Origin of the sequence: Microvirga sp. 17 mud 1-3, assembly GCF_003151255.1 — a bacterium.
Taxonomy (GTDB): Bacteria; Pseudomonadota; Alphaproteobacteria; order Rhizobiales; family Beijerinckiaceae; genus Microvirga.
Genome location: NZ_CP029481.1, coordinates 4176941 through 4197524 on the forward strand (window position 1 = coordinate 4176941; position 20584 = coordinate 4197524).

Consider the following 20584-nt stretch of genomic DNA (forward strand, 5'->3'; position numbering starts at 1 on the left):
GCGATCCGCCGGGAGAATGGCGGCCTCTCCTAAGGCACTCGGCAGGAGGAAAGAAATCCCCTGGGCCGCATTTTCCCCATTTCTTGCCTGGCTCTTTCGGCTTTTCACGAAAAAGCCCCGGCTTTTGGCCGGGGCTTCGAAGAATGCTCTTGAGGCTTACGCTCAGTTGTTGCGGTTGCCCACGAGCGCCAGCAGGAACTGGAACATGTTGATGAAGTCCAGGTAGAGCTGCAGGGCGCCGAAGACCGAGACCTTCGCGGCCGCTTCGCTGTCGTAGTTCCCGTAGAGATACATCTCCTTCAGCTTCTGCGTATCGTAGGCCGTGAGGCCCGCGAAGATCAGAACGCCGAGAACCGAGATGCCGAACTGCAGGGCGCTCGACGCGAGGAAGATGTTCACGATCGACGCGATGATCAGGCCGACCACGCCCATGATCAGGAACGAGCCGACGCCCGACAGGCTGCGGTTCGTGGTGTAGCCCCACAGGGACAGCGCGCCGAAGGCGGCCGCCGTGATGAAGAACACCTGCACGACGCTCGCGCCCGTGAACATGATGAGCAGGGTCGAGAGCGACGCGCCCATCACGGCCGCAAAGGCGAAGAAGGTGCCGCGCGCCGCAGAGGCCGACATGCGGTCCATGCGGAACGAGAACAGGAAGATGAAAGCCAGAGGCGCCAGCGCCACCACCCACTTGAGCGGGGAGCCGTACAGCGCAACGCCGAACGACGTCAGGCCGATGCTGCCCATGCGGGCGGCGGCCATGGACGGATCGCTCGTCGTGGCGAGCATGTTGATGCCAAGCGCGACAAGGGCCGAGATGGCAAGGCCCAGAATCATGTTGTTGTAGACGCCGAGCATGAAGGCGCGCAGGCCTTGGTCGACCTGTGCGGCCGTCCGGGCAAAGCCGGTGCCAGAGGCGTATTGGTTTTGCTCATACGGTTGCATCGGAGCCCTTTCTCACGGTGTCCCGTCGATGTTCCCTCGAAAGGCTGGGAAGTCAGCCCTCGGCCGCCGCGTTTCTCCGGCGACATCCAGAATATGAGAGGTCGCCCTTCCTTGCGCAAGAGGCAAGGTCAAGCTTCAACGCTTCGTGATAAAGAACAGTCAAGTTTTAAGCCGCAGGCTACTCCGGGGCCTCCCTCGGACGTTCTGTCATACCGGCACAGGCGGTCAAAGATCTCTTAAGTATAGTGCCGGCTTTTGACTCAGGATCCGCCATGTGCCGGCGAGCCCTAGACACACGCTCACCAGCACCGCGAGGACGGATGCGAGGAGCGCGCCAGAAAGATCCGCAACAAAGCTTAAGTTCATCACGTGAACGACGATCATGTAGGCGGCGAGCGTCCCGGCCAGCAGCCCGAACATCGCTGTCGCACCCCCCAAAAACCCATATTCCAGCGCATAGGCGAGGACGAGGCGGGCGCGGGTCGCGCCTAAGGTCTTCAGGACGACCGCGTCGTAGAGCCGGGCCCGGTGGCCGGCCGCGAGGGCGCCGGCGAGCACCAGCAGGCTCGCCACCAGCGCGACAGAGCTCGCGCCGCGGATCGCCATGACGAGCTGGGAGACCACGTCGTCCACGGCCTGGAGGGCATCCTTCACCCGTACGCTCGTGACGGAGGGATAAGCCTGCGCGGTGCTGCGCAGGAGCCTCGCATCGGTCGCGGCGTCGGACCCGTTCGGGAACGTGACGGTGGCCAGATGTGTGTGCGGCGCGCCCGCGAAGGCATTCGGCGAGAACACCATCACGAAGTTGATGCCCAGCGAGCGCCATTCCACCTGACGCAGATTGGCGATGGTGGCCGTGACGTTGCGCCCCAGCACGTTCACGGTGATCTCGTCCCCGAGCTTGAGGCCGAGCCCTTCGGCCACCTTGGCCTCGAAGGACACGAGGGGCTTGCCCCGGTAATCCTCCGGCCACCAGGACCCCGCCACCAGGCGGGAGCCCTCGGGCGGCGTCTTCGCGTAGGTGATGCCCCGGTCTCCGTCGAGCACCCAGGCAGCATCCTCACTGGCCTTGATCTCCGAGACCGGCAGGCCCCGCAGGGTCACGAGACGCCCGCGCATCATCGGCACGCGCTCAACGGTCGCGTCCGGCGCCTGCTGGCGGATGAAGCCCTCGAACGCGTCCGCCTGGGCGCTCGGAATGTCGAGGAAGAAGAAGCTCGGCGCGTGCTCCGGCAGGGTCTGCCTGAGCTGGCGCGTGAGGTTGGAATCGATGAGCGCGAGGGTCACCAGGAGCGTGATGCCGAGGCCCAACGACAGCACAAGAGAAGGCGTGAGCGCCCCAGGCCGGTGGATGTTGGCGAGCGCGAGACGCGGCGCCGTGCGGCGCGGGCGCGGCAGGCGGCGGGCAAGCGCCATGATGCCGAGAGCCACGACCCGCAGGAGCACGAAGGACAAAGCGGCGGCGGCCACGAACATCAGCGCGATGCGCCGGTCGTAAGCGGCGCCGACCGACAGGCCGACCAGGGCCGCGAGCGCCAGGGCGAAAATCACGAGATAGCGGCGGCGCGGCCAGCGCCTTTCCGGCTCGACCTGATCGCGGAACAGTCCCGAGACCGGAATGTCGTGCGCCCGCCCGAGGGGAAGGAGCGCGAAGACCAGGGCCGCGAGGATGCCATAGAGCAGCGCCGTGCCGAGCTCCGTCCAGGCGAGCGTCGGCTGGATCGGGATCGGCAGCAGGTGGCCGAACAGGCCCGTGACCGCGAAAGGCAGAGCCCCGCCGACCGCGAGCCCGATCGCGATCCCTAGGGCTGCGATCAGCAGTACCTGCACGAGATAGAGCGCCACCACCTGTCCGCCGGGTGCTCCGAGGCTCTTGAGGGTCGCGATGGAGGCCCGCCTGCGGTCGACGAAGCCGCGCACCGCATTGGCGACGCCGACGCCGCCGACCAGGAGGGCCGTGAGGCCCACCAGGGTGAGGAACTGGGTGAAGCGCTCGATGTTGCGGGCAAAGCGCGGATCCGCGTTCACGCGGCTGCGGACGTTCCAGCCCGCCTCCGGCAGGGCCCGGTTCGCGTCCGCCTCGATGGCCGCCAGGCCCTCATCCGTCGATTGGGCAGGCGGCACGATGACCCGGTAGGTCCAGCGCACGAGGCTGCCGGGCTGGACGAGCCCGGTCGCCCGCAGGGCCTCCTGCGAGACGAGGAGCCGCGGCCCGAAGCCGATGCCGTTGGCGATCTTGTCCGGCTCCGAGACCAGGCTTGCGCGCAGGTCGATCATGGCCTCGCCCACCTTGACCCGGTCGCCGACCTTCAGGTCGAGCCGGGCAAGCAGGGCCGGATCCGCCGCCGCGCCAAAGGCGCCGTCCCGGTTCGCGAACAGGTCCGCGGGCACTATCGGCGGGTCCGTCTCCAGGGTCCCGACCGTCGGATAGGCCGCGTCCACGGCCTTCAGCTCGACAAGCGCCGCGCCCTTGTCGCCCGCATTCGCCATGGCGCGCATGGCCGCGATGACGGCGACCGAGCCTTTGGAGGCCAGGAAGGCGCGCTCCTGCGCATTCGCCTCCCGCTGGAGGAGCGAGAACGCCATGTCGCCGCCGAGAATCCGGCGACCCTCCCGGGACAGGCCCTCGGTGAGGGACCGGGACAGGGACGAGACGCCCGCAATCGCCGCGACGCCGAGCGCGATGCAGGCGAGGAAGATGCCGAAGCCGCGCAGGCCCGCGCGCAACTCGCGAAAGGCGAGGCGCAGGATCAGGGGTGGGAACGCCGGTGCGGGATTCTTCGGAGAGGCCGGGAGGGTGCCGTGCATGGGTTGCCTCAGGCGAGCGCCGCCGCATCGGCGTCGACCCGGCCCGAGCGCAGGCGCACGGTGCGGTCGCACAGGCGGGCGAGGTTCAGGTCGTGGGTCACGAGGACCAGGGTCGCGCCCCGGTCACGCCGGAGCGCGAAGAGGAGGTCGACGATGGAGCCGCCGGTGCTCTCGTCGAGATTGCCGGTCGGCTCGTCCGCCACGAGGATCGCCGGGTTCGGCACGATGGCGCGGGCGATGGCCACCCGCTGCTGCTCGCCGCCCGAGAGCTGGGCCGGATAATGGTGGAGGCGGTGCCCCAGGCCGACCGCCTGCAGCTCCGCCTCGGCCCGCTCGAAAGCGTCGCCCTCCCCGGCCAGCTCCAGGGGCAGGGCCACGTTCTCGAGGGCCGTCATGGTGGGGATGAGGTGGAAGGACTGGAACACGATGCCGATGCGCCGGCCGCGAAAGCGGGCGAGCGCGTCCTCGTCGAGGACGGACAGGTCTGTCCCGTCCACCAGGACCTTGCCGGAATCGGGCCGCTCCAGGCCCGCCATGGTCATGAGGAGGGTGGATTTTCCGGAGCCCGACGGGCCGACGAGGCCCACGGCCTCCCCGCGCCCGATCGCAAGGGAAACACCCTTCAGGATATGGACCCGCGCGGCGCCCCGCCCGAGGCTCAGGTCCACGTCCTGCAGCGCAATGGCCTTGTCCTGCATGCCCATCCACCCGATCTTTTGAGAAAATCCCGCCGACGCGCCCGGCCTGAGAACGGCCGGGCGTCAACCCGATTCAGTCCAGACCATATGGGAAGCCTTTCGACGATGCGCCAATCCGGCCCGCTCATGGCGATCATTTTTGCGTGTACCGCCGTTCTCACCTTCCTGGCCCCGGTCCCGGCTCCGGCCCAGGACACTCCTCGTCCCCCGTCCGAAGGCGAGCCGATCCGCCTCGTCGCCCTCGGCGACAGCCTCACGGCGGGCTACGGCCTGCCCCAGGAGGCAGCCTTTCCGGCCGCGCTGGAGCGGGCCCTCAAGGCGAAAGGCTACAATGTGCAGATCGCCAATGCGGGCGTCTCGGGCGATACCGCCTCGGGCGGCCTCGACAGGCTCGACTGGTCCGTCCCCGATGGGACCGACGGGGTCATCCTCGAACTCGGCGCCAACGACATGCTGCGCGGGCTCGACCCCGCCATTCCCCGCAAGGCCATCGAGACCATCGTCGAGCGGCTGAAGGACCGCAACATTCCGGTGATGCTCGCCGGCATGGCGGCCTCGCGCAATCTCGGGGCCGATTACGCCGAGAAATTCGATTCCCTCTACCCGGACGTTGCGCAGAAGCACGGCCTTGTGCTCTATCCCTTCTTCCTGGACGGAGTCGCCGGCGACGCCAGCCTCAATCTCCAAGACGGCCTGCATCCTACGGCCAAGGGGATCGAGATCATCGTCGGACGCATCCTGCCCACCGTCGAGAAGTTTCTCGCCACCCTCCCCCGGCGCTGACGCCCGTCGGCGCCCCGTTCCTGCCTGAACGCGGCGGCTCCCGCCGCGAGGAGCCTTGCCTATGCAATATCGCCGCCTCGGCCGCACGGACCTCGATGTCAGCCTCATCTGCCTCGGCACCATGACCTGGGGCCAGCAGAACACCGAGGCCGAGGGCCATGCCCAGATGGATTATGCCCTCGACCAGGGCATCAACTTCTTCGACACCGCGGAGCTCTATTCCATTCCGCCGCGGCCGGAGACTCAAGGGTCGACGGAGCGCATCATCGGCTCCTGGTTCAAGGCGCGCGGCAAGCGCGACAAGGTCATCCTGGCCTCGAAGGTGGTGGGCCGCTCCGGCAATACCTGGTTCCGGGACGACGGCTCCCCGACCGAGCTCTCCCGGGCCCAGATCGAGGAGGCCGTGAACAAGAGCCTGAAGCGGCTCGGCACCGATTACATCGATCTCTACCAGATCCATTTCCCGGACCGCCCGATGTCGTGGGGCTCGAACCCGACCATCTACCGGCACCAGGAAGGCGACTCGCACCCCATCGCCGAGACGGTCGAGATCATGGGCGACCTGGTGAAGGCCGGGAAGATCCGCCATTTCGGCCTCTCGAACGAGAGCGCCTGGGGCACCATGACGTTCCTCAAGGCCGCCGAGGCGAAGGCCGGCCTGCCGCGGGTGCAGTCGGTCCAGAACGCCTATAACCTCCTCAACCGCACCTACGAGGTGGCGCTCGCCGAGGTGAGCCTGCGCGAGGAGGTGAGCCTGCTCGCCTATTCGCCCCTCGCCCAGGGCTACCTGACCGGCAAGTATCTGGACGGGGCCCGCCCGGCGGGCACGCGCACGACCCTCTTCAACCGGGGCCAGCGCTACGAGACCCCGGGGGCCGAGCCGGCGATCCGCAAGTACCTGGCGCTCGCCCGGGAATTCGGCCTCGACCCGGCCCAGCTGGCCATCGCGTATGTGAATTCCCGCCCCTTCGTGACGTCCAACATCATCGGCGCGACCTCGATGGAGCAGCTGAAGACGGACATCGCGTCCATCGACGTGACCATCACGGAAGAGCTCGAAAAGCGCATCGACGCCATCCACCTGGAGCACTGCAACCCCTGCCCGTAAGGGGGAATCCGCACCCCTTCGGGCGAATCCCAGGAATACTCGGGAAGCGTTACCGTGCCCTCTCCCCCCTTGTGGGGGAGAGTTGGAGGTGGGGGTGTGAGCGCCAGCCTGGATTCAGCACAGCGCCTGCACCCCACCCTAGCCCTCCCCACAAGGGGGAGGGGAACAGGTCGTGCACTCACCGTCATTCCGGGACGGCCGTTGGCCGGGCCCGGAACCCATAAACACCACCGTGTCAGAAGAAAGAGCTGCGTTAACCGCTGCTCTTTATCCTGCTTCGTCAGCGGTTATGGGTTCCGGGCTCCGCTATGCGGCCCCGGAATGACGGAAGGCGTCCTCTCGGAACCAAGCGGGCCGCCGATCGTCTGATTCTGCACCCTGCCGGGGCGGCGCGCCTGTCCCCGCCATCCGCACCAAGACCCGCGACGGTCGGGAGGTTCTCATGCCCCGCCTGTTCACCGGCCTCGAGATCCCGGCCGAGATCGGCCTGATGCTGTCCGCCTACCGAGGCGGCCTGCCGGGGGCGCGCTGGGTCGATCCCGAGAATTACCACATCACCCTTCGGTTCATCGGGGACATCGACGAGCGGACCGCGCAGGATGTCCTGTCGGTCCTCGGCGAGGGCCGGCGGCGGGCGCCGATCACCGTCACGCTCGAAGGTCTCGACAGTTTCGGCGGCGACCGGCCACGGGTGATCTTCGCCCGCGCCTCCGCCTCGCCGGACATGAGCGATCTGCAATCGGAGCACGAGCGCCTGGTGCGCCGGGTCGGGCTGCCGCCGGAAAAGCGCCGGTTCACGCCGCATGTGACCCTGGCGCGTCTGCGCGATGCCTCGCCCCTCGCCGTGGCGGATTACTTCGCGGCCCGCAGCCCGTTTCAGAAGCTCACCTTCACGGCACCGCGCTTCGTGCTGTTCTCCTCGCGGAACACGGTCGGCGGCGGACCCTATGTGGTCGAGGCCGCCTATCCGCTGGGATAGGATCCCTCGCCCGAAGCCCCGTCGACGGGGCAGGCCGGATCGGCTATGCGTCGCCTAACCCGTCACCCGTGTCCTTGCCCGTGCCGCCCATGTCCTCCCTCATCTTCGTTACCCATCCCGAAGTGGTCATCGACCCGCACCAGCCGGTGCCCGAATGGCCGCTCTCAGCCGTTGGGCGCGCCCGCATGGAGCGTTTCGCCGAAACCATCGCGGAATCCGGCGTCACGGCCGTCTATGCGAGCGCCGAGCGCAAGGCCCGGGACGGGGCCGAGATCGTGGCCGAGCGGCTCGGCCTTCCGGTCGCGGTCGATCCGGAACTCGGCGAGAACGACCGCTCCGCCACGGGCTACATCGCGCCGCCGGAATTCTGGGAGGTGGTAGCGGAGTTCTTCGGGCGCCCCGACGAGAGCATCCGCGGGTGGGAACGGGCCGTCGACGCGCAGGCGCGCATCCTGAGAGCGATCCAGCGCGCTGCCGCGGACGAAACCTCCGGCGACATCGTCGTCGTGTCCCACGGGGGCGTCGGCAGCCTGCTCACCGACCATCTCCAGAACGTACCCATCGGAAAGGGCACGCGCCCGCCCCATGCGGGCGGCGGCTGTTCTCTGGTGATCGGGCGCAATCCCCTCGCCCTGCTCCGGGACTGGCGCACGGTCGAGGATCACGGCCGGGACTAGATTTTTGTCTGTTGACCATCGAGCAGCCGGTCGAACGCGACCGTCGCCGGGCTCGGCTGGCGGTTGGGCAGGACGAGGCGCGTGAGAAGGCGCCGGATGGTGATCCCTGCAACGGGTAGAGTCCTCAGCCGCCCGAGGGCCTCCTGATCGGCTACCGCCACGGCGGACAGGATGCCGATGCCGAGGCCCGCGGCCACGACGCGGATGATGACCTCGTTGCCGCCGATCTCGAGAATGCGGCGGGGCGTGAAGCCCGCCTGCGCGAGGGCGTTCCAGGCGGTATCGCGAGTGCCCGAGCCCGGCTCACGCAGCACGATGGTCTCGTCCGCCAAGGCCTTGAGCGGCAGGGGGCCGGGCCGGGACGCGAGCGGGTGGTTCGCGGCCGCGATGAAGACCAGCTCGTCCTCGCGCCAGGGCTGGACGAGGATCTCGCCCGGATCGAGGGGCCCTTCCACCAGGGCCACATCGAGCTCCCGCCGCATCAGAAGGTCCGCGACCGTGACCGTGTTGGCGCTCGTGAGGCGAAGATCCACGTCCGGATAGGCCCGGTGAAAGGCGCCGAGCAGGGGCGGCAGAAAATAAGTCGCGATGGTGGTCGAGGCCCCGATGCGCAGGGTCCCGCCGCGCAGGCCCCGCAGGGCCCCGAGCGCATCCTCAGCGGCCTGCTCGGCCGAGAACACCGTTCGGGCATGGACGAGGAGAATCCGGCCGGCCTCGGTGGGGCGCACGCCGCCGGGGCCGCGTTCCAGAAGTGGGGTGCCGAGTTGCGCTTCGAGCTCCCGCACCCCTTTCGAGACGGCCGGCTGGCTCACATGCAGCGCCTCGGCGGCCCGGGAGAAGCTTTGGTGCCGCGCCACGGATTCAAAGAGCCGGAGGAGATGCAGGTTCAGAGACATAACTAAAATGCATGTTTCAATGACAAATATGTATTTGAGTTATGACACGAGGAGGCCCACGACAACCGGAGATCTTACGAAAAGGATGTTTTCCATGGCGGCAACGGGTTGGACACGGAATGCCCCGGGCGTGCTTCTGTGCATGGCGATCTCCGTCGTTGCCTTCGGTCTCCAGCTGGTTGAGGAGCATTGGACCGGGCGGCCCTGGATCGAGGCCCTCGTCATCGCGATTCTTCTTGGCACCGCCATCCGGACCGCCTGGACCCCGGGCATGCGCTATCTCCCGGGCATCGTCTTCAGCGGCAAGACCCTGCTGGAGATCGCCGTGGTGCTACTCGGCGCTTCGATCAGCTTCCAGGCTGTGGCCGAGGCCGGCACCGGCCTCATCCTGGGCATCGCGGTCGTGGTCTTTGCGGCCATCGGGGCGAGCTTCACCCTGTGCCGGCTGCTCGGCCTGCCCTGGCGCATGGGGGTGCTGGTCGCCTGCGGCAACTCCATCTGCGGCAACTCGGCCATCGCGGCGGTCGCGCCGGTCATCGACGCCAAGAGCGAGGACGTGGCCTCCTCCATCGCGTTCACGGCGATCCTCGGGGTCGTCGTGGTGCTGTCCCTGCCGCTTCTCGTGCCGCTGCTGAGCATGACCGAGACCCAGTACGGCATCCTGGCCGGGCTGACCGTCTATGCGGTGCCGCAGGTCCTGGCCGCCACCATGCCGGTGGGCGTGGTGAGCACCCAGCTCGGCACCCTGGTGAAGCTGGTCCGCGTCCTGATGCTCGGCCCCGTGGTGATCCTGCTCTCGGTCCTGGCCGGCCGCGGCTCCGGAACCGCCACCCTGTCGTTCAAGCGCCTCGTGCCGTGGTTCATCCTCGGCTTCCTGGCCCTCGCGGCCCTGCGCTCCCTGGGCGCCATTCCGGACATGGTGCTGCGCGGCGTGATGCCCACCGCGACGGCGCTCACCATTGTGTCCATGGCGGCCCTCGGCCTCGGGGTGGACCTGCGGGTGCTCGGCCGCGTCGGCGGGCGCGTGACGCTCGCGGTCAGCCTGTCGCTCCTCGTGCTCCTCTCCATCAGCCTCGTGCTGATCCGCCTGCTCGGCGTCGCTTAAGACCTCCCGGGCGCGGAGGACGGGATCAGGGTGCCGTCCCGCCCGAGAGTGGCGGGTGCGGGGCGGGCCTCGCGCCGCCCGCGTCGCGACCGGCGATCGCCCAATAGACGAGGCCGGCCACGGCGCCGGTCAGGCCGAGAACGGCGCTCACATGCAGCTCTGCCGGGGTCGCGACGCGGGCGCTGCCGCGCAAAACCCAGGGAATCGCAGCCGTCAGGGCGGCCGTAGCGCCCATATGCCAGACGAGGCTGCGGGCCCGGATCACCTCGCTCACCACGGCCACAAGGATGGGCGGGAAGGCCAGGAGCAGGAAGGCCACGCGGGCGACCGCGAAGGCCGCCTCGGCGATCATCGGCCCCGGATCCTCCGACGAGAACACCTCGTCCACGAAGACCCAGAACCCGACCAGCAGCGTGTCGCCGGTCAGGCTCCCCATGAGCGGGTCGACCAGGGACGCGACGAAGAGGAACAGGGTGCCGGCGCCGATGGCGATGAGCAGCGCGAGGGGGATGAGGAGAAGCCAGCGGATCATATCGCCGCCTATAGCACGGGTCGCCGGGGACGTCTGCCGGACCGCCATGGCCCGCGTGATGTGCGCTGCGGATAAACCGGACGTGCACTGGTCGGGACATTGCTCGGCTTCCAGTCAGGACACTAGGATGCCGCGCCGCAAAGAGTGGAGCCTTTCCGTGCGCGTGCTTTTCACCTTCGCCGGTGGCGCAGGTCACTTCATTCCCTTGCTGCCGATTGCCCGTGCCATGGCGGCAGTGGGGCATGAGGTCGCCTTCGGGGCACAGGCAGCCCTCCTGCCCACCGTAAGACGCCATGGATTCCAGGCACACGAGACCGGTGGGAACACTTTTGGGGACGAAGCCGAGCGCCAGCCTCTGCGCCGGCTCGACATGGAGCGGGAAATCCGTGCCGTCCGCGATGGCTATGCCGGCCGCATCGCCCGGCAGCGCGCCTCAGGCATCCTTGCCTTGGCGGCCGGTTGGAAGCCGGATCTGCTGGTGTGCGACGAGATGGATTTCGGCAGCATGGTCGCAGCCGAGCGCCTGTCGGTCCCGCACGCGACGATTCTCGTCATCGCATCCGGGATCTTGGCGCGCCACCACCTTCTCGCGGAGCCTTTGAACGCGCTCAGAACCGAGCATGGCCTGCCTCCTGACCCCGACCTCGCCATGCTGAGCCGCCACCTCGTCCTCTCGCCTTTTCCGCCAAGCCTGCGTGATCCCCACAGCCCTCTTCCGAGCACGGCGCTTTCATTCCATCCCGATCAGGCCGGTGAGGATCCGCCGCCGGCCTGGATTGCGGAGCTGTCCGACCGGCCGAGCGTCTACGTGACCCTTGGAACCGTCTTCAATGTGGAATCGGGTGATCTCTTCGCCCGTCTGCTCGAAGGATTGCGGGCACTCCCCGTCAATGTGATCGTAACGGTCGGCCCACAGATCGATCCTCGGGAGCTTGGACCTCAGCCTGAGAATGTCAGGGTCGAAAGATATGTCAGCCAGGAGGCGCTGCTTCCGCACTGCGCGCTGGTCGTGTCTCATGCAGGCTCGGGAACGGTGTTCGGGGCCCTCTCGCATGGGATCCCGATGCTGCTGCTCCCCATGGGGGCGGACCAACCGTTCAATGCGCAGCGCTGCGAAGAGCTGGGCGTGGCAGGTGTCCTGGACCCCATGGATTGCACGCCCGAGATGGTCCGGCGGGAGGCCGCCAGGCTTCTTGCAAGCTCCGCTCACCGGCTAGCCGCCGAGCGGATCAGGGATGAGATCGCAGCCCTTCCGACGCAGGAGACCGCCATGGCTCTCCTGTACAGGCTCGCCGAGATAGACAGGACATCTCGTGCCTGATGCCCGAGACAGAATCCTGTTCCTACCCCCCGTTCCCCACCGCGTAGACGCCCTCAGCCCCGATGCCCTGTTCGGCCATCATGCGGGCGCGGGCGCGCAGCTTCTCGGTCTCGCTCTTGAGCTGGCCGCAGGCGGCCAGGATGTCGCGGCCGCGGGGAGTGCGCACGGGCGAGGCGTAGCCGGCCCGGAACACGATCTCCGAGAAGCGCTCGATCCGCTCCCAGTCGGAGCACTCGTATTTGGAGCCCGGCCAGGGGTTGAACGGGATCAGGTTGATCTTCGCCGGAATGCCCTTGAGCAGGCGCACGAGCTCGCGCGCATCCGCGTCCGAATCGTTTACGCCCTTGAGCATCACGTATTCGAACGTGATGCGCCGGGCGTTCGACAGGCCCGGATAGGCCCGGCAGGCGTCGAGGAGCTGCGCGATGTCGTATTTGCGGTTGATCGGCACCAGCACGTCGCGCAGGTCGTCGCGCACCGCGTGGAGCGAGATGGCGAGCATGGTGTTCGCCTCGGCGCCGAGGCGCTCCATCTGCGGCACGACGCCGGAGGTCGAGACCGTGATGCGCCGGCGCGAGAGGCCGAGGCCCTCGTTGTCCGACAAAACGCCGATGGCCGCGACCACGTTGTCGGTGTTGTAGAGGGGCTCGCCCATGCCCATGAACACGATGTTGGACACGAAGCGTCCGCCATCCGACGGCACGAAGGCGCCCTCAGGCGGCGTCGCGTCCGGCCAGTCGCCGATGCAGTCGCGGGCCACGATCAGCTGGGCCACGATCTCGGCGGAGGTCAGGTTGCGCACCAGGCGCTGGGTGCCCGTGTGGCAGAACGAGCAGGTCAGCGTGCAGCCCACCTGGCTCGACACGCATAAGGTGCCGCGGTCGGTCTCGGGGATGTAGACGCACTCGATCTCGGCGCCCTTGTCGAGGGGGCCGGTGGAGGCCATGCGGATGAGCCACTTGCGGGTGCCGTCCTTCGACACCTGCTCGGAGACGACCTGCGGCCGCGCCAGGGTGTAGGCGTCCTTCAGGGCTGCCCGCAGGGGCTTGCCCACATTGGTCATCTCGTCGAAGTCTCTGGCGCCCCGGAAATAGATCCAGTGCCAGAGCTGGGCGACGCGCATCTTCTGCTCGCGCTCGGGCACGCCGATGGCCGCCAGCTTGTCCTTCAGTTCGTCGCGGGTCAGGCCCACCAGGGAGGACTGGCCGGCGGCCGCGACCGTGAACTCGGCCTTCTTCTCAATGGACAGGGCATCCCGGGACAGGGCGTCCCGGCCGGGCGCGCGCGCGGAATCGCTCACGGACACGGGGGCCGCATTGGTGTTGTGCTTGGCGATGTCGAGCGCCGTCGCCATGGGAAATCACGCCTTCGCTATATGGGATCGAGGGCGGCTTATAACACGATTGCGTCGGAAACGTGAGAGGGCCCGACGATTTCGTGTCCGGCCGCCGGAAAGCCCGGACAATCTCAGCCAGACGGTCCCGGCTAGTTCGAGCATTCCTTGCGGGCGCGGTCGAGGGCCTGGCCGAAGCCGGTCAGGGAATAGCGGTCGGTGAGCTGGTTGCCGCGGGCCGACTGGGCCTTCACGATCACGCTTCCGGCCTTGCCCATGGTGGCGATGGCCTGGCTCTCCTCGGCCGGGTTCTTCAGCCAGGCATTGGCATCCTTGGTCAGGAGCGCGAAGGTCGCCTTGCCGATCGCGGCCTCGGCCGGGCCGTTATCCTTGGCCGTAAAGCCGAGCACCACCGCCACCTCGTTCTTCACGTTCTCGGCCGGGCGGAACGAGACGAAGAGATAAGCCGGGTCGCGGTTGAGATTCTTCGGCTGCCGATCCTTGGGCTGGCTCAGGGCGTAGCAGATCTCGGAGCGGCCCGTCTTGGCCGTGTAGACACCCCAGTCGCCATAGGACGCCAGAAGGGTGGCGCCGCCCGGGCCCGTGGAGGCCTGGGTGCCCTTGGCGGCCGCGGCTGCACCGGCCGCGCCTGCGGCCGCAGCAGCCGGCTTTGCGGCCGAACCTTTGGCCGGCGCCTTTTCGGGCGCCTTGGCGGAGGGCTTGGCAGCCGGTTTGGCCGGCGCGCTCGGCGCCGGCTTCTTGGCAGGCTGGGCCAGGGCACCAGGCCCCGTCCCGAGGGCGAAAGCGGCGGTGATGACACCCGCGGCCAAGCCGCGCTGAAGGGATGCGAGAATCATGGAGCGAACTTTAGGGCGAGATGGTTAAGAACTTTTCACCATCCCGGTTAAGCCCGCACCTGCCCGTTGGCGATGCGTCGAAACGCGGCGGCAGCCTCACTCCGACCCGTCGAGAGTCTTCTTGGCCCGGGCCCGGTGCTCGTCCGTGATCGAGCCGGCCACCTGCGCGATGGCGGTGGCGAGCACCGCCGCATCGTCCGCAAAGCCGATCAGCGGCAGGAAGTCCGACACCGCATCGGTCGGCAGGATGAAATACGCGATGGCGCCCATGAGGATGACCTTGACGCGCTTCGGCGTCGTCGGATCGACGGCACAATAGAAGGCGGCCACCAGATCCTCGGCAAACGGGATCTTGCCGCCCACGCGCCTCAGCTTGTCCCAGAACTTCCGGGCGACGCCGTTCTCTGCGCCGGCCTCCCGGCGGATGGCGTCCATCTCGGCCTTGGTGAACGGCCGTGTGAACTCGCTCATTCCTTCGTGCTCCTTCGGTGCCTTTCATTCCAACCCGGCGGATCATGCCCTATGACATCGACACCTCATACGGGAGAAAACGCATGAAGCTCGACGAAAAGATGGCAGCCATCGTGACCGGGGGCGCCTCGGGCCTGGGCGGCGCCACGGCGCGGATGCTCGCCGCCGAAGGCGTCAAGGTGGCGATCCTCGACCGGGATGTCGAGCGGGGCGAGGAGCATGCGCGCGCCATCGGCGGCCTGTTCTGCGAGGCAGACGTGACCGACGAGGCCTCCATCGATGCGGCGCTCGCCAAGGCGCGGGCTGCCCACGGGGTCGAGCGCATCCTGGTCAATTGCGCCGGCATCGCGCCGGGCAAGCGCACCGTCACCAAGAAGCGCGAGACCGGCGAGCTCGTGGCTCACGATATCGCGAGCTTCCGCCGCGCCATCGAGATCAACCTCATCGGCACCTATGCGATGATCGCCAAATGCGCGGCCGCCATGGCGGGGCTCGACCCGGTCACGGAGGATGGCGGGCGGGGCGTCATCGTCAGCACCGCCTCGGTGGCGGCCCAGGACGGGCAGATCGGCCAGGCGGCCTATGCGGCCTCGAAGGGCGGCGTGCTCGGCCTCACCCTGCCGGTGGCGCGGGACCTCTCGGGCTTCGGCATCCGCGTGATGACGATCATGCCGGGCCTGTTCCAGACGCCTCTCTTCGAGGGCATCGCGGAGGATTACCGCAAGGCGCTGGAGGCCAACGTGCCGTTCCCGTCCCGCCTCGGCCGGCCGGAGGAATACGCCACGCTCGTGCGCAGCATCCTCGAGAACGACATGCTCAACGGGGAGGCGATCCGCCTCGACGGGGCCCTGCGCATGCAGCCCAAATAGGGGCCGGCCTCAGGCGAGGCCGAGAGACCGGGCGGTGTCGGGATCGACCGGGATCCCGTCCCGCTCGCGCTCCTCCATGACCTTCCATTCCCGGTCGCCGGGCGCGAGGGTCGAGGCGCCGTTCTTTCCGGGCGTTGCCCGCAATCCCGCCAGATACTGGGCCATCAGGGCATCGTAGGCCTGCCGGCCGACGAAGCGCTCCGGATCGATCGCGAGGCAGAAATGGCCGATGTCGTAAGGCTCGAGATTTCCCTCGTCCGGATTCATGGCCGGAACGAAGGGATCGGGCGTCGCACCGGAAAGGACTGCCGACAGGATCGTCACCAGGCCTGCGAGGCCCGCGCCCTTGAACCCGAAATTCTGGCCGCCCAGGGGCGTCAGCATCTTGGCGAGATGGGGATCGCGGGTCGGCTCGCCGTCGAGATCGGCGGCGACGTCGGCGGGCAATTCCCGCTGCAGGGAACGGAAGAGCAGGATCCGGTTATACGGGACCGAGGAAGTCGCCATGTCGAGAAGCCACGGATTCGCGCCCGTGACGGGGGCCGCGGCCGCGATCGGGTTGGTGCCGTGGAACGGCATCGTGCTGCCGTGCAGGGAGACGAGCGAATCGGCATTCGTGGTCGAGATCGCGATGAAGCCGCGTTCCGCTCCCGCGAACGCATAGGCGCCCGCCGCCCCGTAATGGGTCGAGCGGGCGATGCCGACCGCCCCGATGCCGCTTTCCTTGGCGATCCGGCAGGCCTCTTCCATGCCCGCATAGGCCGCCACGTGGCCGAGCCCCTGGTCGGCGTCCAGCATCGCGGTCGCGGCCGCCGTGCGCTGCACCTTGAGATTCGGACGGCCGTTGACGCGGCCGCCCCGCAGCTCCTCGGCATAGAAGGGCGCGAGCCGCACCCCGTGGCTGTCGACGCCGAGACGGGAGGCATGCATCATCGCCCGCGTGGCCGCCGTAACGGACGGCTCGTCGGCGCCGGCATCGCGCAAGGCCGCGCGCACCCGCTCTTCCAGGATCCCGGCGGGAAACCGTAGATCTTCGCTCGAACGGGCCATCGTTTCGGACATCGCGCATCTCCTGTGACTGCGCGAACCGTTTTTCCGGTCCGGTGCCCTAAAGGCAAGTCCCGGGAGTTTCTTCAGGCGAAAGCTTCGGGTCCGAGGCGTCAGCGCTCGGTCCGGCCGCTTGCGAAAAGGTCCATCTTCTGCGCCAGCTCGATATCGCGGCGGGTGAGGCCCTTGGCATCGTGGGTCGAGAGGGTGACGTCGACCCGGTTGTAGACGTTGAACCATTCCGGATGGTGATTCGCCTTCTCGGCCGCGAGTGCGACCCGGCTCATCCACGCGAAGGCAGCGCCGAAGTCATCGAAGACGAACTGCTTGCGGATGGCGTCCCGCCCCTCGACGAGGCTCCAGCCTTCGAGGGCCGGCAGGAGTTCGGCGCGCTCCGTATCGGTCAGGGGTCTCATGGCCTGCATCGCTCCTGTGGCGGATGATCGGGGCGGCCCTACCGGGCCGAGGTCGCCAGGATCCTGAGCGCGAAGGCCGAGAACAGGCCCGCGAAGGAATAGTCGATCCCGCGCATGAGCTTCGGACGGCCGCGCAGGAGCGCCAGGACCCGGTCGGCGCCCATGATCATTGCGGCGCCCATCGGGGCCGTGAGGGCGACGAAATAAAGGCCCAGGAACAGGAGCTTCTCGGAAGCGTGCGGGTCGCTCGCCTGGACGAATTGCGGCAGGAAGGTCACGAAGAACAGCACGACCTTCGGGTTCGTCAGGTTGATGCCGACCCCGACCATGAAGGTCTTCCAGAACGACACCTCGATCCGGCCCTCCTCCCTTACGTGGAGGGCCGAGCCATGGCGGACCGCGTCGAAGGCGAGCCAGAGCAGATAGAGCGCGCCGACGATCTTCAGGACCGTGAAGGCCGTGACGGAGGCTGCCAGCAGGGCCGAGAGGCCGAGCGCCGCCAGCAGGGTATGAACGCAGCATCCCACCATGGCGCCGAGCATGGCCGCCATGCCGGCCTTGCGGCCGCCCGCCATGGTCTTCGCCAGGAAGAGGCTCATGTCCGGCCCGGGCGTAATGAACAGGACCGTGCAGGCGAGCGAATAGGTGAGAAGCGTGCTCAGATCCGGCAGAAAGGTCATGGGAAAAGCTCTTTACGGGAAATTGCGGGGGATTATGCCCCACCACGGCCCCTCCCGCCATAGGGAAGACGCTTGGCGAACGGCCGACCTTGCCCCATTTGTGAAGCCGACCAAAGGGTGACCGATTCGCGAGATGACACACATGACGGGTTTGCTGTTGCCGGCGCGGTTTCGCGTCGCCCTGGCCGTGGTGGCCATGGCCTTCGGGCTCTCCGCCTGCGGCATCAACAACGTGCCGACCCTCGAGGAGCGGGCGAAATCCGCCTGGAGCGAGGTGCAGAACCAGTACCAGCGCCGGGCCGACCTGATTCCCAACCTGGTCGAAACCGTGAAGGGCTTCGCCAACCAGGAGCGGGAGGTGCTGACCCAGGTGACCGAGGCCCGCGCCAGGGCCTCGCAGGTCAAGGTCGATGCCTCGACGGTGACCGATCCTGAAAAATTCCGCCAGTTCCAGGATGCCCAGAACCAGCTCTCCGGCGCCCTCGGGCGCCTGCTCGTAACGGTCGAGCGCTATCCGGAGCTGAAGTCGAACGCCAATTTCCTGGCCCTGCAATCCCAGCTCGAAGGCACCGAGAACCGCATCGCGGTGGCCCGGCGCGACTACATCGAGGCCGTTCGGGCCTACAATACGGAGCTGCGGACGATCCCGGGCCGCTGGATCGCGGCAGTGCTCTATCCGGACGCCAAGCCGATGGAGACCTTCACGGCCACGCCCAATTCCGACCGCCCGCCGGCCGTGAAGTTCTAGGCTGATGACAGGCGCGCACCCTTTCCCCTCCCCCTTGCGGGGAGGGTCGGGGTGGGGGTGCCGGCGCTATGCTGGTTTCAGTCCAGCGCCAACACCCCCCTCTCCAGTTCTCCCCCGCAAGGGGGGAGAGGGCAGGCGTGCGTTCAGCCTCCTCATTCTTTGGATCGCTTTTCTCTTCCCCCTCCTCGCCCTCGCCCAGTCCTTCCCGGCCCTGACCGGCCGGGTGGTCGATGCCGCGAACCTCCTGAAACCCGAGGAGCGGACGGCGCTGGAGGCCAAGCTGAAGGCCCACGAGGACAAGACCTCGGATCAGGTGGTGGTCGCGACCGTGCCGTCCCTCGAAGGCTACGAGGTGGAGGATTACGCGAACCGGCTCTTCCGCCACTGGCAGCTCGGGCAGAAGGACAAGAACAACGGTGTCCTGCTCCTCGTCGCCCCCAAGGAGCGCAAGGTCCGCATCGAGGTGGGCTACGGGCTGGAAGGCGCCCTTACGGATGCGCTCTCCAAGGTCATCATCACGACGGCCGTCGCGCCCCAGTTCCAGAAGGGCGATTTCGCGGGCGGCATCGACGCGGGCGTCGACGCCATCCTGTCGATCCTCACGGGCGATGCCGAGGAATGGCAGCGGCGCGCCCAGGTGCGGGCGGACGAGAGCGATTCCATCGATCCGTGGGTCGCAATCGTCGTCATGGTGTTTCTCTTTATCGTGATCTCGAACATCGTCCGCGACGCCCGCGGCCGCCCCCTGCGGCGCGGCCGCGGCGGCGGGCCCTGGATCATTCCCACGGGGGGCGGCTGGTCCGGCGGCTCCGGCGGAGGCTGGTCGGGCGGCGGCGGATTTTCCGGAGGGGGCGGCTCCTCCGGCGGCGGCGGCGCATCGGGGAGCTGGTAGATGATCTCGTCCGAAGACCATGCCCGCCTGAGCCAGGCGATCCGCGAGGCGGAGGACCTCACGACCGGCGAGATTGTCGTCGTCGTGTCCGAGCAGGCGAGCAGCTATCGCTCGTTTCCCGTGCTCTGGGCGCTGCTTGCGGCCCTTGTGGTGCCCTGGCCGCTGATCGCGATCACCACGCTCGGCCCGGCCCGCATCTTCCTGATCCAGCTCCTCGTCGCGCTGTTCCTGAGCATCTTCCTGTCGTTTCCATCCCGGCGGCACGCGCTGGTGCCGCGCTTCATCAAGAGGGCGCGGGCCCGCGAGACGGCCCGGCGGGAATTCCTCGGCCGCGGCCTCACCCGCACCCGGGAGCGCACGGGCGTGCTGATCTATGTCGCCCTGGCCGAGCACCATGCGGAGATCATGGCCGATACGGGGATCGCCGACCGGGTCGGGCCGGAAGTGTGGCGCGGCATTGTCGACGAGCTGACGGACAGGATCCGGGAGGGCCGCCTGACAGACGGGCTCGTCGCGGCCGTGAGGCGCACGGGCGCCATCCTCGCCGAGCATGCTCCGCCCCGCTTCGATGACGTCGACGAATTGCCGAACAAGGTCTTCGTGCTCTGAGGCGACCGCCTCTCAGAGATTGCCGCCCTTCGCGGCACCCAGGATCGGACCCGGCTTCGTGCCGTCGCCGGACTGGATGAGCACCACATAGCCGTCCGCCTCGCCCCGAGCTTCGGTCAGGGACACCTGGAAGCGGGCCGAGCCGCCCTGCCATTCCCCCACGCGCCTCATGCCGCGCACCACGTTGGCGTAGGTGACGGTCTTGCCCCGGTTCTCGCCCCGGCCGATGGCCACCTTCTGCTCGCGCATGACCGGCAGGACCCAGACCTCGCCGCGGGACTTGCGGCCCTCCAGGGCCCGAGGCGGCTCCGCGACCGAGATGGTGACGGTTCCGGCCTCCTCCTTGAGGCTCACGTCCACCGGCAGGGTTCCGCGCCCCTCGGTGGTGCTCTGGATGGAGGTCTCGACCTTGGACCAGTCGGAGCCGATGCAGGGCTTCATCCCGTTCACGATGACCTGGGGCGTATAGACCTGCCGGTCGCTGCGGGTGGCCGCATAGGCCTTCTGCCGCGCCGTGAAGAGGGGCTGGGCCAGGGTGTCTTTCCAGCCGAGATAGTCCCAGTAATCCACCGGGAACGAGAGCGCCACGATGTCGGACCGGCGCGCCATGCCGGCCAGGAGCGCATCGGCGGGCGGGCAGGACGAGCAGCCCTGGCTGGTGAAGAGTTCCACGACGGCTCGCGGCGGCTCGGCCGAAGCGGGCTGCACGAAGGCGGACTGCGCGACGGCAGCAAGCCCCAGGAGCGTCAGGGCCGCCTGCGGGCGGGACATGTTCGAACGTGACACCATGGTGATCCCCATGGAACACGA

At 68.0% G+C, this 20584-nt stretch carries 22 protein-coding genes; 10 read left to right on the forward strand and 12 right to left on the reverse strand.

Annotated features, from left to right (window positions below):
• Positions 1 to 162: 162 nt before the first annotated feature.
• From C4E04_RS19590 to C4E04_RS19600, 3 genes are all read right to left on the reverse strand, one after another.
• Positions 163 to 945 (reverse strand): Bax inhibitor-1/YccA family protein, encoded by a 783-nt coding sequence (locus C4E04_RS19590; protein ID WP_109600206.1) that lies wholly within the window; start codon positions 943 to 945, stop codon positions 163 to 165.
• A gap of 225 nt (positions 946 to 1170) precedes the next feature.
• Positions 1171 to 3753 carry an ABC transporter permease gene (locus tag C4E04_RS19595; protein WP_109600208.1) on the reverse strand — a complete coding sequence of 861 codons (2583 nt, stop codon included), beginning with the start codon at positions 3751 to 3753 and terminating at the stop codon, positions 1171 to 1173.
• Positions 3754 to 3761: 8 nt separating this feature from the next.
• Entirely contained in the window at positions 3762 to 4451 is a 690-nt protein-coding gene (locus C4E04_RS19600; protein WP_109601327.1) for an ABC transporter ATP-binding protein, read from the reverse strand.
• A gap of 105 nt (positions 4452 to 4556) precedes the next feature.
• On the opposite strand from C4E04_RS19600, the gene C4E04_RS19605 reads away from it, so the two are divergent.
• From C4E04_RS19605 to C4E04_RS19620, 4 genes are all read left to right on the forward strand, one after another.
• Positions 4557 to 5234, forward strand: coding sequence for an arylesterase (locus tag C4E04_RS19605; protein ID WP_245416169.1), 678 nt, complete (start codon positions 4557 to 4559; stop codon positions 5232 to 5234).
• A gap of 61 nt (positions 5235 to 5295) precedes the next feature.
• Positions 5296 to 6342: an aldo/keto reductase gene (locus tag C4E04_RS19610; protein ID WP_109600210.1), complete on the forward strand. Its 1047-nt coding sequence runs from the start codon at positions 5296 to 5298 to the stop codon at positions 6340 to 6342.
• Between the two features lie 442 nt (positions 6343 to 6784).
• Positions 6785 to 7321 carry an RNA 2',3'-cyclic phosphodiesterase gene (thpR, locus tag C4E04_RS19615; protein ID WP_109600213.1) on the forward strand — a complete coding sequence of 179 codons (537 nt, stop codon included), beginning with the start codon at positions 6785 to 6787 and terminating at the stop codon, positions 7319 to 7321.
• Between the two features lie 89 nt (positions 7322 to 7410).
• The gene (locus C4E04_RS19620; protein ID WP_162559485.1) at positions 7411 to 7998 is read left to right on the forward strand and encodes a histidine phosphatase family protein; all 588 of its coding nucleotides are present in this window, start codon (positions 7411 to 7413) and stop codon (positions 7996 to 7998) included.
• Here C4E04_RS19620 and C4E04_RS19625 read toward each other — a convergent pair.
• Positions 7995 to 8894 (reverse strand): LysR substrate-binding domain-containing protein, encoded by a 900-nt coding sequence (locus C4E04_RS19625; protein ID WP_109600217.1) that lies wholly within the window; start codon positions 8892 to 8894, stop codon positions 7995 to 7997. The genes C4E04_RS19620 and C4E04_RS19625 overlap by 4 nt on opposite strands.
• A gap of 94 nt (positions 8895 to 8988) precedes the next feature.
• Here C4E04_RS19625 and C4E04_RS19630 point away from each other — a divergent pair, with 94 nt between their 5' ends.
• Entirely contained in the window at positions 8989 to 9999 is a 1011-nt protein-coding gene (locus tag C4E04_RS19630) for a YeiH family protein (RefSeq protein ID WP_109601331.1), read from the forward strand.
• A 25-nt stretch (positions 10000 to 10024) separates the two neighbouring features.
• Here C4E04_RS19630 and C4E04_RS19635 read toward each other — a convergent pair whose 3' ends face one another.
• Positions 10025 to 10531: a hypothetical protein gene (locus C4E04_RS19635; RefSeq protein ID WP_109600219.1), complete on the reverse strand. Its 507-nt coding sequence runs from the start codon at positions 10529 to 10531 to the stop codon at positions 10025 to 10027.
• Between the two features lie 127 nt (positions 10532 to 10658).
• Here C4E04_RS19635 and C4E04_RS19640 point away from each other — a divergent pair, with 127 nt between their 5' ends.
• Entirely contained in the window at positions 10659 to 11852 is a 1194-nt protein-coding gene (locus C4E04_RS19640) for a glycosyltransferase (RefSeq protein ID WP_210204588.1), read from the forward strand.
• A 22-nt stretch (positions 11853 to 11874) separates the two neighbouring features.
• Here C4E04_RS19640 and rlmN read toward each other — a convergent pair whose 3' ends face one another.
• From rlmN to C4E04_RS19660, 3 genes are all read right to left on the reverse strand, one after another.
• Complete coding sequence (gene rlmN / locus C4E04_RS19645; RefSeq protein WP_109600221.1) at positions 11875 to 13206, reverse strand: 23S rRNA (adenine(2503)-C(2))-methyltransferase RlmN; 1332 nt, start codon at positions 13204 to 13206, stop codon at positions 11875 to 11877.
• A 131-nt stretch (positions 13207 to 13337) separates the two neighbouring features.
• Complete coding sequence (locus C4E04_RS21040) at positions 13338 to 14042, reverse strand: hypothetical protein (RefSeq protein ID WP_162559486.1); 705 nt, start codon at positions 14040 to 14042, stop codon at positions 13338 to 13340.
• A 96-nt stretch (positions 14043 to 14138) separates the two neighbouring features.
• Positions 14139 to 14513 (reverse strand): YkvA family protein, encoded by a 375-nt coding sequence (locus C4E04_RS19660; RefSeq protein ID WP_109600227.1) that lies wholly within the window; start codon positions 14511 to 14513, stop codon positions 14139 to 14141.
• An 83-nt stretch (positions 14514 to 14596) separates the two neighbouring features.
• Between C4E04_RS19660 and C4E04_RS19665 the strand changes: the two genes are divergently transcribed.
• On the forward strand, positions 14597 to 15382 hold the full coding sequence (locus C4E04_RS19665) for an SDR family NAD(P)-dependent oxidoreductase (RefSeq protein ID WP_109600229.1): 786 nt from the start codon (positions 14597 to 14599) through the stop codon (positions 15380 to 15382).
• Between the two features lie 9 nt (positions 15383 to 15391).
• On the opposite strand, the gene C4E04_RS19670 is transcribed toward C4E04_RS19665, so the two are convergent.
• The 3 genes from C4E04_RS19670 to C4E04_RS19680 all read right to left on the reverse strand — a co-directional run bounded on the left by C4E04_RS19670 (position 15392) and on the right by C4E04_RS19680 (position 17525).
• Positions 15392 to 16444, reverse strand: a complete 1053-nt coding sequence (locus C4E04_RS19670) for an Ldh family oxidoreductase (RefSeq protein WP_245416170.1) — start codon at positions 16442 to 16444, stop codon at positions 15392 to 15394.
• Positions 16445 to 16542: 98 nt separating this feature from the next.
• Positions 16543 to 16854, reverse strand: a complete 312-nt coding sequence (locus C4E04_RS19675; protein ID WP_371682015.1) for a 4a-hydroxytetrahydrobiopterin dehydratase — start codon at positions 16852 to 16854, stop codon at positions 16543 to 16545.
• Between the two features lie 29 nt (positions 16855 to 16883).
• Positions 16884 to 17525, reverse strand: coding sequence for a LysE family translocator (locus C4E04_RS19680; RefSeq protein ID WP_109600231.1), 642 nt, complete (start codon positions 17523 to 17525; stop codon positions 16884 to 16886).
• Between the two features lie 133 nt (positions 17526 to 17658).
• On the opposite strand from C4E04_RS19680, the gene C4E04_RS19685 reads away from it, so the two are divergent.
• The 3 genes from C4E04_RS19685 (at position 17659) to C4E04_RS19695 (ending at position 19774) form a co-directional block, all read left to right on the forward strand.
• Positions 17659 to 18273 carry a LemA family protein gene (locus tag C4E04_RS19685; RefSeq protein WP_371682016.1) on the forward strand — a complete coding sequence of 205 codons (615 nt, stop codon included), beginning with the start codon at positions 17659 to 17661 and terminating at the stop codon, positions 18271 to 18273.
• Between the two features lie 154 nt (positions 18274 to 18427).
• Positions 18428 to 19165, forward strand: coding sequence for a YgcG family protein (locus C4E04_RS19690; protein ID WP_109601340.1), 738 nt, complete (start codon positions 18428 to 18430; stop codon positions 19163 to 19165).
• Complete coding sequence (locus C4E04_RS19695) at positions 19166 to 19774, forward strand: TPM domain-containing protein (RefSeq protein WP_109600235.1); 609 nt, start codon at positions 19166 to 19168, stop codon at positions 19772 to 19774.
• Positions 19775 to 19786: 12 nt separating this feature from the next.
• Here the strand turns inward: C4E04_RS19695 and C4E04_RS19700 are convergent, their stop codons facing one another.
• A complete protein-coding gene (locus C4E04_RS19700; RefSeq protein WP_245416171.1) occupies positions 19787 to 20563 on the reverse strand; it encodes a thioredoxin family protein in 777 nt (258 codons plus the stop codon).
• Positions 20564 to 20584: the final 21 nt, after the last annotated feature.

What these genes read in the sequence shown, in the direction of transcription:
- C4E04_RS19590 (WP_109600206.1), bottom strand. Translation starts at nt 945, where the DNA reads ATGCAACCGTATGAGCAAAACCAATACGCCTCTGGCACCGGCTTTGCC.
- C4E04_RS19595 (WP_109600208.1), bottom strand. Translation starts at nt 3,753, where the DNA reads ATGCACGGCACCCTCCCGGCCTCTCCGAAGAATCCCGCACCGGCGTTC.
- C4E04_RS19600 (WP_109601327.1), bottom strand. Translation starts at nt 4,451, where the DNA reads ATGCAGGACAAGGCCATTGCGCTGCAGGACGTGGACCTGAGCCTCGGG.
- C4E04_RS19605 (WP_245416169.1), top strand. Translation starts at nt 4,557, where the DNA reads ATGCGCCAATCCGGCCCGCTCATGGCGATCATTTTTGCGTGTACCGCC.
- C4E04_RS19610 (WP_109600210.1), top strand. Translation starts at nt 5,296, where the DNA reads ATGCAATATCGCCGCCTCGGCCGCACGGACCTCGATGTCAGCCTCATC.
- thpR (WP_109600213.1), top strand. Translation starts at nt 6,785, where the DNA reads ATGCCCCGCCTGTTCACCGGCCTCGAGATCCCGGCCGAGATCGGCCTG.
- C4E04_RS19620 (WP_162559485.1), top strand. Translation starts at nt 7,411, where the DNA reads ATGTCCTCCCTCATCTTCGTTACCCATCCCGAAGTGGTCATCGACCCG.
- C4E04_RS19625 (WP_109600217.1), bottom strand. Translation starts at nt 8,894, where the DNA reads ATGTCTCTGAACCTGCATCTCCTCCGGCTCTTTGAATCCGTGGCGCGG.
- C4E04_RS19630 (WP_109601331.1), top strand. Translation starts at nt 8,989, where the DNA reads ATGGCGGCAACGGGTTGGACACGGAATGCCCCGGGCGTGCTTCTGTGC.
- C4E04_RS19635 (WP_109600219.1), bottom strand. Translation starts at nt 10,531, where the DNA reads ATGATCCGCTGGCTTCTCCTCATCCCCCTCGCGCTGCTCATCGCCATC.
- C4E04_RS19640 (WP_210204588.1), top strand. Translation starts at nt 10,659, where the DNA reads ATGCCGCGCCGCAAAGAGTGGAGCCTTTCCGTGCGCGTGCTTTTCACC.
- rlmN (WP_109600221.1), bottom strand. Translation starts at nt 13,206, where the DNA reads ATGGCGACGGCGCTCGACATCGCCAAGCACAACACCAATGCGGCCCCC.
- C4E04_RS21040 (WP_162559486.1), bottom strand. Translation starts at nt 14,042, where the DNA reads ATGATTCTCGCATCCCTTCAGCGCGGCTTGGCCGCGGGTGTCATCACC.
- C4E04_RS19660 (WP_109600227.1), bottom strand. Translation starts at nt 14,513, where the DNA reads ATGAGCGAGTTCACACGGCCGTTCACCAAGGCCGAGATGGACGCCATC.
- C4E04_RS19665 (WP_109600229.1), top strand. Translation starts at nt 14,597, where the DNA reads ATGAAGCTCGACGAAAAGATGGCAGCCATCGTGACCGGGGGCGCCTCG.
- C4E04_RS19670 (WP_245416170.1), bottom strand. Translation starts at nt 16,444, where the DNA reads ATGTCCGAAACGATGGCCCGTTCGAGCGAAGATCTACGGTTTCCCGCC.
- C4E04_RS19675 (WP_371682015.1), bottom strand. Translation starts at nt 16,854, where the DNA reads ATGCAGGCCATGAGACCCCTGACCGATACGGAGCGCGCCGAACTCCTG.
- C4E04_RS19680 (WP_109600231.1), bottom strand. Translation starts at nt 17,525, where the DNA reads ATGACCTTTCTGCCGGATCTGAGCACGCTTCTCACCTATTCGCTCGCC.
- C4E04_RS19685 (WP_371682016.1), top strand. Translation starts at nt 17,659, where the DNA reads ATGACACACATGACGGGTTTGCTGTTGCCGGCGCGGTTTCGCGTCGCC.
- C4E04_RS19695 (WP_109600235.1), top strand. Translation starts at nt 19,166, where the DNA reads ATGATCTCGTCCGAAGACCATGCCCGCCTGAGCCAGGCGATCCGCGAG.
- C4E04_RS19700 (WP_245416171.1), bottom strand. Translation starts at nt 20,563, where the DNA reads ATGGTGTCACGTTCGAACATGTCCCGCCCGCAGGCGGCCCTGACGCTC.